The organism is Calditrichota bacterium (genome assembly GCA_013112635.1).
Taxonomy (GTDB): Bacteria; Calditrichota; Calditrichia; order Calditrichales; family J004; genus JABFGF01.
On sequence record JABFGF010000006.1, the window covers coordinates 66,733 to 82,752 of the forward strand.

Below are 16,020 nucleotides of genomic sequence, written 5' to 3' on the forward strand. Positions count from 1 at the left end.
TTTCAATTGAGTTTTTAGTTATTTCATCTTTGAAATAGCAATGCCTGTTTTTTACTAAGCAATTTTTATTGTTTAATTTAAACAGGAAGTTTTATAATAAATGTAGTTCCTTTATCTTTCTCAGTTTCAAACTTAATGGATCCATTATGTTTTTTTGTAATGACATCATGTGAAATTGCGAGACCCTGTCCAGTACCTTTGCCCACTTCTTTTGTTGTATAAAAAGGATCAAAAATATTTGGTTGGGCTTTTTCTGGTATTCCGGTGCCACTGTCTTTTATTCTAATTTCTACTTCTTTTTCAAGTAGATGTGTGGAAATATTAATTATCCCCTTCGTCTCGCCGGTTTTTTTTAGGGCATCTGAAATTGCATGTGCGGCATTAATAATCAAGTTTAGAATTACCTGATTAAATGCATCTGGGATACACGGTATGGGTGGTAAGTTTTCATCAAACTCAGTGATTATCTCAGAAACATATTTCCATTCATTCCGGCAAACAGTAATTGTATTTTGAATTGATTTATTTATATCAATTGATGTTTTTTCTTTGGCTCCTGGATGTGAAAATTCTTTCATTGCGCGGACTATTTTTGAAACACGAGAAACCCCTTCTAATGATTGGTCTATTGCCAGGGGAACCTCTTCCAATAAATAACTTAAATCAATTTCTTCAATAGTCTGGTCTATTTCAGAAACTATAGGCTCCATCTCTTTTTGGCTTTTTACATTTTCTTTTAGTGTTTCAAACTGATTGATTAAATCATTAAAATCCGTAAAGGCATCTTTTAAGAAATTTGTGTTATCACCAACAAATTGGGTTGGTGTGTTTATTTCATGCGCAATCCCTGCAGCTAATTGTCCAATCGACTCCAGTTTTTGGGCCTGAGATAGTTGGCTTTCCATTATTTTCTGATCAGTAATGTCCTGGCAAATAATTAGAAAACCGGGATAAGTTTTCTTCTCTTCTACAAATGGGCTAATTGTCACATTTAAAAAGCCATTTTTTTCTTCTATTGTGGTGTATTCTATATCATGCAAGGTTAAGGTTGTATTTTGGGTTCGGCATTCACCGATACCAGAGATAATTGATGGCCAATCCCACAAAATCCCAGATTCTAATAATTTTTTATTAACCACGTTTATAAACTTTATACCAAAACTGTTTTCGGCCGCTTTATTCCATCGCACTACGCGCTCATTTTCATCCATTACAATTAAAATTGAAGGTAATGAGGCAAGCAACTGTTCATTTTCTTTATTTGCATCTTTAAGTTGTATTTCTATTCGTTCCTTCATAATAATAGAAGCAATTTGATCTGCAATAAACTCGATAAGTTCAAGATGTTTTTGAGTATATGCGTAACTGTCATTATAGCTTTGTACCACAATTAGGCCAATTATTTCATCTAAAACAACAAGCGGTACCCCTAGCCAGCTTTTTGCAGGCGAGCCAATCCTTTTAATATTGTTATCTATAATAAACTTTTCAACATCATCGCCACACAGCAATAAAGATTGGTTGTTTTTAACCACAAAAGAGCTAATATTATTACTTGCGGGAACAACTTTAAATTGATCCTTCTCATCCTCCATGTACGGAAATGAAATTGTATCTTCGTCCTGATTGTAAATCCCAATAAAAAAATTATTAGTATCCATCAACTGGCCTAACTCAAACTGTGTAATTGCATAAATATTAGATAAATTTGATGCTTTTAACCCAGCTGAAGTAATGCGATAAATTACATGTTGGGCCAACTCAGCATGACGGCGTTCTGTAATATCTAAAACTATTGCAGTGAAAGTTTGTTTGTTTTTAAAGTCAGAAAGCTGGAGGTGTACTTCAGCATCATATTCAGAGCCATCTTTTCGCTTATGTTTTGTTTTAAATACGAATTTTTCTGTCTTATTTTTTAATAAGGGCTTCACCCGTTTTGCAAACGTATCTTTATCATATTCAGAATTAATTTCAAATAAAGTTAAATTAATAAGCTCATCCATTGTGAAGCCTAAGTTATTTTGTGCTGCCTGGTTAACCTGAATAAAGTAGTATGTTTCTGCATCAAAGATATAAATCTCGTTTAGAGATTCTTTAAATAATTTGTTAAAATGTTTAACGTCATCTTCTGACTTTTTACGTTTTGTTACATCTCCCAAAAGAATAAGCAATGTAACAACGGTTCCTTTTGTGTCTTTATTTACAATCCCCTGGCACCGTAAATGAATTTTTTTCCCATTAACGGTTGTTAATAAAGGAGATTCAAAGTCGAAATTCTTGTTTTTAAGGTATAAATTACTGAAATGGGCCTTAATCTGAGGATTGTCAAATGGGCTAAGCTCATCAATTTTAGTTTTATTTAAAACATCTTTGGTATGGATATTGATGATATCTGAAAATGCATTATTAACCATAATTATCTGCCCTTTAGGATTAAGTACTAAAAGTCCAATGGGCAAATTTTGAATTGTTGAATAATAGAGATCCTTACTTCGAATTAACTCTTTTTGCGAATCTATTTCTTTTTGTTCGTAACTTGCTTCTTTTAAGGCTCTTTTTATCGCTGGTATCAGGGCATTTACATTTTCTTTGAGAACATAATCTGTTGCCCCATTCCTAAGGATTTCAATTGCTTTCTCTTCACCAATTGACCCCGAAAAAATAATAAACGGGGTTTTCTGATTTGCAGCTCTATACAAATTTAAAGCTGTCAAGCCGTCAAAATTCGGTAGTGAAAAATCAGCAATAACTAAATCATATGATTGATTTTCAATTTCAGATATAAATTCACTCTGATTTTGCACATGAGTAATTACTGGTTGAAAATCATTGTGTACAAGAAGTTGGTGAACCAACTCAACCACATTGTTTTCATCCTCCAGGTGGAGAACATTAATAGGTTTACGCATTTATAAGTCCAATTTGTTGAATATTTTTAGTTTCGGAATATTTTTTGGAGAAATAAATAATTCGGGATTTGTGGAGTTTATTGGTTGTTTTTAAATCCTGGACATCGTTATTTAAACCAGTTGAAATAATTGAAATTAGCTAATCTATGCATGGAGATAACCGAGGAATAAATATATTCAAAGTCTTAATTATATTTTCTAAGTTGGCCAAAGAATATTACCATATTTTTTGAGGGAGCGGAATTTTCGCATGGGCATTTTGCAGAGAAATGGCTTTGCAATAAATATAAATGCTCATACCAGAAGGAACTATTTTCTGATCACCCATTCTTGATATTTAATCTATTCTAAAGGATCCTTTTATGAAGGATGAAAAGAAAACAAAAGCTCAATTGATTGAAGAGCTCAAATCTTTACGTAAGAAAGCAGGCATAATCAGTGATGATAGGGAAACTCAAGTAAAAAACATAGATTCGGGCGAGAACCTTAGAGATATTTTAAATGTCATGGATGATATGGTTTTTGTACTTGACAAGGATAATCGATTTATTTCCACTTACTCTCCACGAGGAAAGCTTTTTATATCGCCGGAACAGTTTATTGGCAAAACACATTCTCAAATAATGCCCGCTCATGTTGACAAAATGTTTGCAAAAGCCATCCCTGATGTTAAAAAAGGAAATTCCATTGGGTATGAATATAGTTTGAAAATGCCAGATGGGTTGCGCTGGTATTCCATCAAGCTTTCCCCACTATTTTCTGAAAATATATATAACGGATTGGTTGCCGTATCTCGAGATATTACCAAACAAAAAAATGTGGAAATAGCATTAAAAGAGAGCGAAGACCGCCTTTCAAAAATAAGGCTTGCTGCCAATGATGGAATGTGGGATTGGAATTTGCAAACCGATGAGGTTTACTTTGATCCGCGTTATTATGAAATGGCGGGATATAAAAAGGATGAATTCCCACACAAGTTAGATGAATTTAAAAACCGTGTCCATCCAGATGATATACAAATGGTTATGGATGCAACCCAAAAACACTTAGAAGGTAAAAAAGAGCGTTTTGAAGTGGAATTTCGTTTTAAGAAAAAAGAGGGCAATTGGCTATGGATAACAGGAAAGGGTATTATCGTTGAACGAGATGATGAAGACCAGCCACTTCGCTTTGTGGGAACGCATACTGATATAACTGATCGCAAGATTGCCGAAGAAAAGTTGAAAGAACGGGAAGAACATTTAAATACCTTTTTTGATAATTCACCAGTTGGAATGGCAATTTGGGATATAGAGTTTAGGTATGTATATATTAATGAAATACTTCAAAAAATAAACGGACCATCCAAAGAGGAACACATTGGGAAAACGATTCATCAGGTTTTGCCTAAAGCTGCCCATTTAATGGCACCGTTGTTTAAAAATATTATAAAAACCGGGAAACCAGTATACAATTTAGAATTGAGTGGTGAGGTTCCCTCAACTCCAGGTAGAGAAACACATTATTTAGTTTCATACTTCCCACTAACAGTGGCAGATGGAAATCCACGATTTATTGGTGGTGTTGTTGTCGATATTACTTCACAGAAAGATACAGAGAAAGCCCTTAGAAAAAGCTCAATTATTATAGATTCGACTAGTGATGCAGTAATTTCAACAAATATCGAAGGAATAATTACATTTTGGAATAAAGGAGCTGAAAGAATTTATGGCTTTCAATCTTCCGAGGTTATAGGAAAACCGATTGGTCTAATTTATAAAGATGAAGATTTGCCCGTATTAACAAATCTGATAACTGATTTATTGGATGGTAAAGAAATTCCCAGTGTTGAGGTAACCTGTATTAATAAGCAAAAAGAAGATGTTGAAATACTTTTATCTCTTACAACGATTAAGGATAAAAATGGAAGGATTGAAGAACTTGTAGGAATAACCAAGGATATTACCGAGCGCAAGCAATCAGAAAAGACTTTGATTGAGAGTGAAAATAGATATAAGCTCCTTGTAGAGAACCAATCAGATTTAATTGTAAAAGTAGATTTAGAAGGGCACTTTTTATATGTAAGCCCATCTTATTGTAGATTATTTGGAAAAACCGAAGACCAGCTATTACATAAGAAATTTCTACCATTAGTCCATAAAGAAGATCAGGATAAAACAGAACTAGCAATGCAAGATCTATTTAGACCGCCCTACACTTGTTATATTGAACAAAGGGCAAAAACCAAAGATGGTTGGAGATGGTTAAGCTGGCGGGATACTGCTCTTTTAAATGATGATAATGAAGTATATGGGATTATCGGGCTCGGTCAAGATATAACCGAACGCAAACAAGCAGAAGACAGCCTTAAAAAAAGTGAATTAGAGTTCAGGGGGATTTTTGAACAATCCCCACTTGCGATTCAAATCTATGACAAAGAAGGAAAATTGATAGATGTAAATAAGCAAACTATGGAATTGTTTGGGGTAAATGATAAAAAACATATTTTAGGATATGAATTTTGGGATGACCCCAATCTCTCATCTGATAAAGCTGATGCTTTGAGGAATTTGCAACCCGTTTTCATTTCTACTACTCTTGATTTTGACACAATTAGAAAACTCAATTTATATCCAACAAATCACAATGGGATAAAATACCTGGATATGTACGTTATCCCATTACGTCAGAAGAAAGAGATTACGGGATATCTTGTTCAGATAGTTGATATGACTACTCGTGAAAAGGACAGGAAAAAACTTGAAGTAATAAATGAAGCACTTGAGAACTCTCTAAATGGGTTTGATATTGTAAACGTTGACGGTGTGTTTACTTATGTTAATAAAGCCTATGTAAAAATGTGGGGATATGATAATGCAGATGAAATAATTGGAACATCGCCCGTTAATCATTGTCTTGATCCAAAAATACCAGAAAAAGTTATTCGGACTTTAAAAGAATCTGGAAGGTGTGAAATCGAGTTCTTAGCCAAAAGAAAGGATGGTAGTACATTTGATGTTCTAATGTATGCAAGAATAGCATATGATGTGCATGGAAAGGAAATTTACCCCACAACGTCTATTGATATTACCGATCGTAAGCAAGCCGAAAAAGAAAAAATTACGGTAGAAGCCCAAGTGCGCCACCAACAAAAGCTGGAATCTGTTGGGACACTTGCAGGTGGTGTAGCGCATGAAATAAACAATCCGTTAAATGGAATCATGAACTACGCTCAACTTATTGATGATGAGCTGGGAGAGGGAAATACATTAAAAAAATACTCAAGCGAAATTATCCGTGAATCGGAAAGAATTTCTGACATTGTGCGTAACCTTTTAACGTTTTCAAGAGATGATAAGGAATCGCACAGTCCCGCCAGGATAGATGACATTATAGAAAGTACCGTATCGCTAGTAAATATAGTTTTCAAAAAAGATCAGATTACGCTTAATATCGATATCCCACAAAACCTTCCTTCAATTAAATGCAGAAGCCAGCAAATAAGACAGGTAATAATGAACTTAATGACCAATGCACGAGATTCTCTCAATCAAAAATATTCTGGATATGATGAGAATAAGGTAATAAATATATCAGTCTCTCAATTTGCTGATGAGAATCGCAGATGGTTCCGTGTAATGGTAGAAGATAAGGGTGTTGGTATAAATGAAGATATTCAGGGGAAAATATTTGATCCCTTCTTCACCTCCAAAGACAGGGCAATTGGAACAGGACTAGGATTGTCAATTAGTTACGGTTTAGTTAAAGACCATAATGGAAAACTGCATTTTGAAACCGAGGTGGGCGAGTTTACACGCTTTTATCTCGATTTGCCAATAGATAATGGATGGACCATTTAATTTTTTAAAGGATCTACGGGTATCAAATCCAAAGGGTTATAATATGGCTAATATTTTAATAGTTGATGATGAAAAAAGCATACGTGATACGTTAAGCAGTTTTTTGATCAAAGATGGGCACCAGGTTAAGGTCGCAGAGGATGCAGATGTAGCATCGGATTTGTTAAAAATAAATAATTTTGATGTAATTGTTACGGATATAATTCTTCCACGGATTGATGGTTTGAACCTCCTGAAGTCAATCCATAAAGACTCACCATTTGTGCAGGTTATTCTTATGACAGGTGAGCCAGAAGTGCAAACATCCATTGAAGCTGTTCGCGAAGGTGCGTTCGATTATCTTGTAAAGCCGATTACCAAAGATATGATAATTAAAGCTGTAAATAATGCTGCAAAAGTAAAAGCAGTAGATGACGAACGACGACGGCTGGAGAAAGAAAACAAAAAATATCAGGAACGCTTAGAAAAATTGGTTGAAGAACGAACAAAATCCTTGCGTGAAAGTGAAGAACGATATTCTAACATTGTTGCGGGTTTATTAGTTGGTGTTGCCATCCATGTTGATAACAAGATTGTATTTGTTAATAACAGTCTCATAAATCTTCTGGGCCATAATTCAGAAAACAGTTTTATCGGAAAGAATATATTGGAATTTGTACATCCTGATTATAAAGCAGTGGTTGCATCTGCAATTAAAAGTGGATTATCAGGAAAAGGTGATAGTGAACCATTTATTGAAGGGCGCCTTATTAAAGCAGATGGAAAGATCATTGTCGCAGAGGCTTCAGCCATTGAGATAAACTATTATGGCAAATCTGCATTAATGGTGATGATAAATGATATAACTGCCAGCAAACAAGCGGAAGAAAAGCTGTTCGAAAATGAAAAAAGATTGCAGAATATTTTTGAAAGCATGAGTGAAGGGTTTTCAATTCAGGATGTTATTTGTGATGATGAGGGCAATCCGGTTGACTTACGTTTTGTGGAAGCAAACCCAGCCTTTGAGCGGCAAACCGGTTTAAAAAATTCTGAAACTTTAGGCCACACACTCTTGGAATTATTCCCGACATCAGAAAAATATTGGATTGAGCGCTATGGAAAAGTTGGCATTACCGGAGAACCAATCACTTTTGAAGCAATGTTTGGGCCCCTTAATATCTATTACCATGTAAATGCTTTTCAAACGAGGCCCCGCCAGTTTGGTGTTTTGTTCACGGATATAAATGAGCGTAAGCTTCATGAGATTGAATTGACCATAGCAAAAGAGCGTGCGGAGGAAAATGAGAAAAATCTCAAACTTGGACAACAGATAGCACAACTGGGCAATTGGAAGTTATTTCCTGAAACAAACGAAATAACCGGATCTGAAGAGTTATTTAAGATTTTTGAGATGGAACCAGGAAATTTGACTCTGGACTCATTTGCGAAAAAATTTCATCCGGAAGATAGAGAAGAAAGCCTTGAATATATTTATAAAGCGATTGAATATGGTGAATTTTGGGACGTAGAAAGCCGCTTACAATTTAAAGAAGGCAGGGTAAAGTGGATTCGTGCGATAGGGGAACCTCAATTAGACGAATTAAAAAAAGTAATCGCAATTGTTGGAATAGTACAAGACATTACAGAGCGCAAAAAAGCTGAAATAAAGCTGGCACAGGTTCTACATGACCATGAAATACTTCTCAAGAATGATCCTTCTTTTATTATTTACAAAGACACAAAAAATAATATTATAAAGATAAACGATACCGCAGCAAAAATGAGCAATTTGCCTAAGGAAAAAATAGAAGGCAAACCATCTGCAGAAATTTATCCGGCAATGGCAGATAAGTATTACGCAGATGATAAAAAAATAATGAAAAGCGGTGAACCTAAGCTTGGTATAATCGAGAAATTACCGGCAGCAGACGGGTCAATCAAGTGGTTGCTTACCAATAAGGTTCCTGTAAAAAATGATGATGAAAATGTTATTGGAATTGCCCTGTTCTCAACGGATATCACCGATCTTAAACAGACCCAGGATGTGTTGAAAGAGAGTGAGGAACGGTTTACGATCGCTATGAATGCATCTCGTGATGGGCTTTATGATTGGGATTTGATATCTAATGAGATTTATTATTCGCCGGGATGGAAAAGTATACTTGGTTATGAAGATAATGAGTTGCCTAATGACTTTAGTGTTTGGGAGAAGCTAACCCGTCCTGAAGATGTTGAAAGAGCATGGAAAATGCAACAAGACCTGATCAATAAAAAGCTGGGGCGGTTTGAGATGGAGTTTAAGATGATGCACAAAAAAGGTCATTGGGTTGATATTCTGTCCCGTGCAGAAGCTGTATTTGATGGTGAAAAGGCAATCAGAATAGTCGGCACACACCAGGACATTACCGAACGCAAAAAAGCAGAACAAAAAATAACGCAAAGTGAGACCAGACTTTCAAATTTAATGAGTAATTTGCCAGGGATGGCCTATACATGTAAATATGACCAGGATTGGACAATGTTATTTGTAAATGACGCGAGTGTACAACTCACTGGTTATAAGCCTGTTCAGCTAATCAATAATTCAGAAATCTCTTATAATGATCTAATTCATCCGGATGATAGAATAAAAGTACGTAATTCTATTGATGATTCTTTAAGGATAGGTAAGCATTTTGAACTGGAATACCGCATTACTTCTGCTGATGGAAAGGAAAAATGGGTTTGGGAGAAAGGTATAAGGAGTGGTAAATTTGACGATGGTACAATCCTTTTAGAAGGTGTAATCCATGATATTACAGTTAGGAAACAAGGGGAATTAGAAATAAAAAAATTAACGGCTGCGCTGGAGCAAAGCCCTGTATCAATTGTAATTACAAGCAGTGACGGGACTACGGAATATGTTAACCCTAAGTATTGCGAATTAACGGGTTATACTTCCGAGGAGGCGATTGGTAAAATGCCTTCAATATTAAAATCAGGAAAACATACACAAGCGTTTTATTCGGAATTATGGAATACAATAAATTCGGGCAATATCTGGAGTGGTCAGTTTCAAAATAGAAAAAAGAATGGTGAGTTATTTTGGGAAGATGCCACAATTGGGCCGATTTTGAATAAAGAAGGTAATATAACCCATTTTGTTTCCATGAAAGAAGATATTACCGAACGGATCATATTACAGGAACAATTTCAACAAGCTCAAAAAATGGAATCTGTGGCAAGATTAGCCGGTGGTGTAGCACATGATTTCAACAATATGCTTGCGGTTATTTTGGGCTATTCTGAGATGGCCCTTTCCGAATTGGAACCAGGTAACAAATTATATAATGATATAAAACAAATTAATAGTGCCGGTCAGCGCTCAGCAGATTTAACAACACAACTTCTTGCCTTTTCACGCAAGCAGACAATCGCTCCAAAACTTTTAAATTTAAATGATTGTGTTACAGGAATGCTTAAAATGTTGGGACGACTAATTGGTGAAGATATAGAACTCTCTTGGGAACCCGGAAAAGATATTTGGCCTGTGAAAATGGACCCAAGCCAGGTCGACCAGGTTCTTGCCAATTTATGCATTAATGCAAGAGATGCGATTTCTGGTGTGGGTAGAATTACAATAAAAACAAAAAATGTTACTTTTGATAAGGAGTATAGTATCCTTCACAGTTTTGCTGAGGCGGGTGACTATATTTCAATATCGGTTTATGATAATGGGTGTGGGATGGATAAAGAAACCAGTGCAAAGATATTTGAGCCGTTTTTTACAACAAAAGGGGTTGGAAAGGGAACAGGTTTGGGCTTGGCAACAGTTTACGGTGTTGTAAAGCAAAATGAAGGATTAATAAATGTTTATTCTGAACCTGGCCAGGGTACAAATTTTAACTTGTATTTCCCGAAGTATAAAGGTGGGGATGTAGGCATTGAAGAAGATGAAGGGAAAGAAATTCCAAAAGGTAACAAAGAAGTAATTATCCTCGTTGAAGATGAGCAAACTATTCTAAAAATGACGGAGTCAATGCTGGAAAATCTAAATTATACTGTAGTGGCAGTGAACTCTCCCGAAGAAGTGTTAGAATTAGTTATAAAATATGATATTAAAATTGATTTGCTTCTAACTGATGTTGTGATGCCTAAAATGAATGGAAAAGAATTAGCGTCTGAATTGACAAAACATCAATCAGCTTTGAAAGTTCTTTTTATGTCTGGGTATACTTCAGAGATTATTACAAATCGCGGAGTTTTGGATGAAGGTGTTAATTTTATAAGTAAGCCATTTTCAAGATCTGATATTGCCATAAAAATAAAAGAAGTATTGGCATAAAAGTGCCTGTTAATATTCCCGCTTTTATAATACTATAAATTATTAACGGCAGATTCTAAAATTGACCAGCTAAATCCACGGCCAATCCCAAATTGAATCAGTTTTTGCTTTCTTTTTTGCGGATTGCTTTCTTTCAGTTTTTGGTTTTTTTTGGTTATAATTTCCACAGATATTTCAATTTGAAGTCCTTCCGGAAACAATTCCTGTAAAGCCAATTCAATATCTGGCGTAAACGCTCCTTTCTCAGCCAGCTTTTTTTTAATTAACATGGGGCCGCTTTTTCGTTGCCGGATTGAATCATTTATATAAAGCCTGATAAATTCAAAATCATTTATATAGTTTTTTTGCTGTAAATGATCCATGGCCTGATTGATGATATCAACAGCAAACTGTTTAGTATAAAGCTTGCGGAACAATTCTTTTTTTAAATGTTGCCGGCGTTGAAGGTAGGAATAAGCTTGATGCAAACACTGATTTACCTGGTTAAAAAATATGATTTTTTGAAATTCATTTTTAGAATAAACCGCACCTTTAACAATTGAAAAATGAACAAGTGTATCTTCGGATATTTCAATTAAGAAAGTGTCATCCTGATAAAGCGAATATGTTTTTTTTCGTGGGTTTTCAAACTCAATGCGGGAGATGGTTATAGTATCATGCATAAATAAATACATAACGATTCCATCACTTTGAGCGATGGAATCGGTTGATGCGAATTATATTTTCTTTTCTTCTGTTTTTTCTTCAACCACTTCTGGTCCAAGACCCAGTTTCGGTTTTAGCTCAAGTAGAATATTTTCCATAATATCCGGATTTTCTTTAAAGAAACGTTTTACATTTTCACGGCCTTGGCCAAGACGTGTTTCTTTGTAGGAAAACCAGGTTCCGGATTTATCGACAATCCTGTTATCAACAGCTTTATCTAAAATATCACCTTCACGTGAAATACCCAAAGAATACATAATATCAAATTCTGCTTCACGAAAGGGCGGCGCTAGCTTATTTTTTACAACTTTAACTTTAGTACGATTCCCCATGGCCTCGTTGGCTTCTTTTATAGTTGCGATTCGGCGGATATCCATGCGAATAGAAGTGTAAAATTTTAAAGCGCGACCACCGGTAGTGGTTTCAGGGTTTCCAAACATAACTCCAATTTTTTCGCGGATTTGATTTATAAAAATAACAGCAGTATCAGATTTGCTTACAGTGCCTGTTAGTTTTCTTAAAGCCTGTGACATTAATCTTGCCTGTAAACCCATGTGCGAGTCTCCCATATCGCCTTCAATTTCTGCTTTTGGGACAAGTGCTGCAACAGAGTCAATTACAATTATATTTAAAGCACCGCTTCGCACAAGTGTTTCAACAATTTCCAAAGCCTGTTCTCCATTATCCGGCTGGCTGACCAGCAAATTAGTTGTATCAACTCCCAGCTTTTTTGCATAGATCGGATCAAGGGCATGTTCAGCATCTACAAAGGCCGCCAGGCCACCATTTTTTTGAGCTTCAGCAACACAATGTAAAGCCAAAGTCGTTTTACCACTAGATTCAGGGCCATAAATTTCGGTAATTCGTCCAACGGGAACACCGCCAACTCCAAGTGCCGCATCCAGGGAAATAGAACCTGTTGAGATAACATCAACTTTCACTTTCGCCTGATCGCCCAGTTTCATTATTGAACCTTTTCCAAACTGGCGCTCAATTTGGGTAACTGCTACATCTACAGCTTTTTCTTTATCAAGATTGGTACTCATCTTTTCTCCAAAATTTTAATTTGTCATCTTAAAATGTTACGGTATGACGGTTAATACTTTATCTGCAAGTTTGTTGGATGACGGAAAATGTAATACAAAATTATTTACAGCGCAATGAAAATCTTTGTACGGGCGTATACCTTGCTCCGCTGGAAGATAATTGGCTGCTCATAAGTGTTATTTCCTGTACCGGAATTGAAATATTAGAAAAAGTATGATCTAATAAAAATTGTTGTTCATCTAAATGAAGGGCTGTTTTTTTTATTCGAGCAAGGGTAATATGCGGACTAAATTTCCGTTTCTCTTTTTCTATGCCAACTCGAGAAAGATTGTTTTCAGTAATGTCAAAGCATTTTACTAAAGGTGAGGAAAAGTTCAATCCTAAATAATAAACACGTGCTTTGCTGGGGTTTGGAAAAAATCCTGTTATCGAAGTTTTTATGTCAAAGCTATCTATTGTTAAAAAAGCAGTATTTAATGCAGATTCGATTTTTCGTTGTAGAGTTGCTTCAGTTTCACCAAAAAATTTTAAAGTTATGTGCAATGCCGGTTTTTTTATCCATTTTAAATCAGGATAGATTTCACTTAATTGCAAAATGTTATCATTTAAAGATTGCTTTATTGCATCAGGAAAATCAATCGCTAAAAATAACCGCATAATTATTATAATTAAATTTTCTCAGTTGATTAATAAATGCTTAATTTAAACGAGCAACCGTCGTAACATTTCCATACCCGTCATGGCACCGCGCATTTTATTAATACGACGCTCTGTACCAAAATTAAACTGGCGTACAAATTCTTTTTCTTTATAGCGGGCAGCAACAAAACAAAGACCCACAGGTTTCTCTTTACTTCCACCATCCGGGCCGGCAATTCCTGTTGTAGAAATGGCGCAATCACTGTTAAATCTTTTTTGAATACCGCGTACCATTTCCAGGGCAGTTTGTTCACTAACAGCACCAAACTTTTGCAGAGTTTCCTGGCTCACTTCGGTAAATTCTACTTTGGACTCATTGCTATATGTAACAATTCCACCATTATAAATTGCCGAGCTTCCCGGAACATCTGTTATCCAATCCTGGATTAAACCGCCGGTAAAACTTTCTACAATTGCCAGGGTCAGTTTTTTGCTGGAAAGCATTTCGACCATAACTTGTTCTATGTTGCGTTCATCATTTGTAAAGATATATTTCTGAGCTTTAATTCGGATTCTCTCTATAAATCCATGCCAGTTTTTTTCAATTCCCGAATCAGTCACCATAAGCCGGAACCGCATATCAACCCCAATTTGTTTTGGCAGAAATGCAACTGGGAATTGTGGATATGCTTCAATTTCAGCTTTCAAAATATCATATAACTTTGATTCGGGGACGCCGGTTGTGCGCATGATTTCTGTTTTAATTTTGGGAAGATCAAACTTTGTTTTTAAAAACGGGATAAAATGATTTGTGACCATTGCTTTCATTTCGCGAGGGACACCCGGCATAAATGAAAACCAGCTTCCATCCCTTTTCAGAATTAGCCCCGGCGCCGTACCAATTGGATTTGAGATTATCTGTGCATCCACTGGTACCAAAGCCTGGCCCCGGTTAATTTCCAAAAACTTTTCGCTTCGGTTACGATCATGTATAAATTTTTTAAGGTCTTTTAAAACCGAATGGCTTTGGTGAAGTTTGGTATCAAAATAGGTACAGATTGTTGCTTTTGTAATATCATCCGGTGTTTGGCCAAGGCCGCCTGTTGTCATCACAATATTAGCGCGCTGATTTGCTTTTTGAAGTGCATCGAATATTTCATCCGGCTCATCAGCGATTGTTGTAATCCACTTTACCGAAATCCCGATATCCTTTAATTGCTGTGAAATGAAGGTTACGTTTGTATTTACAGTATATCCGGCCAACAATTCATTCCCAATTGAAATTAATTCTGCACTAATTTCACTCATCTAAAAACTCCATAATATATTAGGACCTGCAAAATTATATTTGCATAAATCCCTGCCAAAACATCATCCAGCATTATGCCCCAACCAGATTTGAATTCTTGCAATCTATTTATGCCCAAAGGTTTGAGGATATCAAAAAAGCGAAACAGGATAAATCCGGAAATAATTATTATGACGGTACTTTCTGGAAGAAGAAGAAAGGTAATCCATTGGCCTGCAAATTCATCGATAACCACAAAACCGGGATCTTTACCAGAATGTTTTTCTACTTGGTCGCTAAAAACAATGCCTAAAATAAAAGCCGCAATTATTCCGATTGTTAATGCATAAACCTCAGGATTTATCAAGAAATAGAGCAGGGCGGCAATTGCGCTGGCAAAAGTACCGGGGGCTTTTGGGAAATAGCCTATCCCGCCGACTGAGCCAATCGCAAAGGCAAAAAGATTCTTTTCTTTTTTGTCCTTTTCTAAGTGTGCCATTTTTTAGTCAATCGTTTAAAAATCTCATTTATATGAGAGCGATTATACATAATATAATGTATTCCGCTTGCTGCAGTTAATACTGTAACAATAGCACCAATAATAGTTGGCCACATAATCCAGTCAGTCCAGGAATAAGAAAGGGTAATATCGGGGAGCATAGGAAAGGTTAGATAAAAAATCATTAACAAAACAAATCCCATTTGAATAAAAGTTTTTGTTTTAGCAAATGAACTCGTGATAATGACTTTTCCTCTATGCAGAGCATACATTCTTAAGGCAGTGATTAAAATATCACGAACAACGATAATAATGACCATCCACAAATATAAATAATCTTTATAGGCAAAAATAAACAAAGCGCTTGACACAAGAATCTTATCTGCAATAGGATCAAGAAATTGTCCAAGCCGTGTTGTATGATTTATTTTTCGGGCTATATAACCATCGAGCCAATCTGTAAATGAGGCAAAAAAATAAATTATTGTAGCTAAGATCCGCGCGTTTTGTGTTTCCTGTAGAAAATAGTATATAAAGAAAGGTGTTAATACAATTCTAAGTAAAGTTAAAAGCGTAGGAATTTTTTGGATCATATTAATACAGAAATTTTTTACTGTAAGCTGAATGTTTTAAAATTAAAATAAGCTAAAGAACAAAATTACAAATTTAGCCCTATATATAAAAATATTAAATATCATGCCGACAGTAGTAGAATTGTGGTTAATAGTATTTTATATGATGAGATGCATAAATCTTGTGAATTATGTATAAAAGAATGAATAACTCTGATG

Annotated in this window: 9 protein-coding genes; 2 read left to right on the forward strand and 7 right to left on the reverse strand. The window is 35.5% G+C overall.

The genetic code is table 11. The annotated features are described in order from the left end of the window. Window positions 1-77 precede the first annotated feature (77 nt). Complete coding sequence (locus tag HND50_15550) at window positions 78-2,909, reverse strand: PAS domain S-box protein (GenBank protein NOG46656.1); 2,832 nt, start codon at window positions 2,907-2,909, stop codon at window positions 78-80. A 362-nt stretch (window positions 2,910-3,271) separates the two neighbouring features. Between HND50_15550 and HND50_15555 the strand changes: the two genes are divergently transcribed. Beyond that, on the forward strand, window positions 3,272-6,748 hold the full coding sequence (locus tag HND50_15555; protein NOG46657.1) for a PAS domain S-box protein: 3,477 nt from the start codon (window positions 3,272-3,274) through the stop codon (window positions 6,746-6,748). A 43-nt stretch (window positions 6,749-6,791) separates the two neighbouring features. After that, complete coding sequence (locus HND50_15560; protein ID NOG46658.1) at window positions 6,792-11,051, forward strand: PAS domain S-box protein; 4,260 nt, start codon at window positions 6,792-6,794, stop codon at window positions 11,049-11,051. Between the two features lie 32 nt (window positions 11,052-11,083). Here the strand turns inward: HND50_15560 and HND50_15565 are convergent, their stop codons facing one another. The 6 genes from HND50_15565 to pgsA all read right to left on the reverse strand — a co-directional run bounded on the left by HND50_15565 (window position 11,084) and on the right by pgsA (window position 15,822). Next, entirely contained in the window at window positions 11,084-11,725 is a 642-nt protein-coding gene (locus tag HND50_15565; protein ID NOG46659.1) for a hypothetical protein, read from the reverse strand. Between the two features lie 42 nt (window positions 11,726-11,767). Continuing rightward, window positions 11,768-12,802: a recombinase RecA gene (gene recA / locus HND50_15570; protein NOG46660.1), complete on the reverse strand. Its 1,035-nt coding sequence runs from the start codon at window positions 12,800-12,802 to the stop codon at window positions 11,768-11,770. 100 nt (window positions 12,803-12,902) lie between these two features. Then, window positions 12,903-13,460 carry an RNA 2',3'-cyclic phosphodiesterase gene (gene thpR, locus HND50_15575; GenBank protein ID NOG46661.1) on the reverse strand — a complete coding sequence of 186 codons (558 nt, stop codon included), beginning with the start codon at window positions 13,458-13,460 and terminating at the stop codon, window positions 12,903-12,905. A 45-nt stretch (window positions 13,461-13,505) separates the two neighbouring features. Next, the gene (locus HND50_15580; GenBank protein NOG46662.1) at window positions 13,506-14,750 is read right to left on the reverse strand and encodes a competence/damage-inducible protein A; all 1,245 of its coding nucleotides are present in this window, start codon (window positions 14,748-14,750) and stop codon (window positions 13,506-13,508) included. Continuing rightward, window positions 14,747-15,229, reverse strand: coding sequence for a phosphatidylglycerophosphatase A (locus HND50_15585; protein NOG46663.1), 483 nt, complete (start codon window positions 15,227-15,229; stop codon window positions 14,747-14,749). Before HND50_15585 ends, HND50_15580 begins: the two co-directional genes overlap by 4 nt. Beyond that, the gene (gene pgsA / locus HND50_15590) at window positions 15,217-15,822 is read right to left on the reverse strand and encodes a CDP-diacylglycerol--glycerol-3-phosphate 3-phosphatidyltransferase (protein NOG46664.1); all 606 of its coding nucleotides are present in this window, start codon (window positions 15,820-15,822) and stop codon (window positions 15,217-15,219) included. The genes HND50_15585 and pgsA overlap by 13 nt, the downstream gene beginning before the upstream one ends. Window positions 15,823-16,020 lie beyond the last annotated feature (198 nt).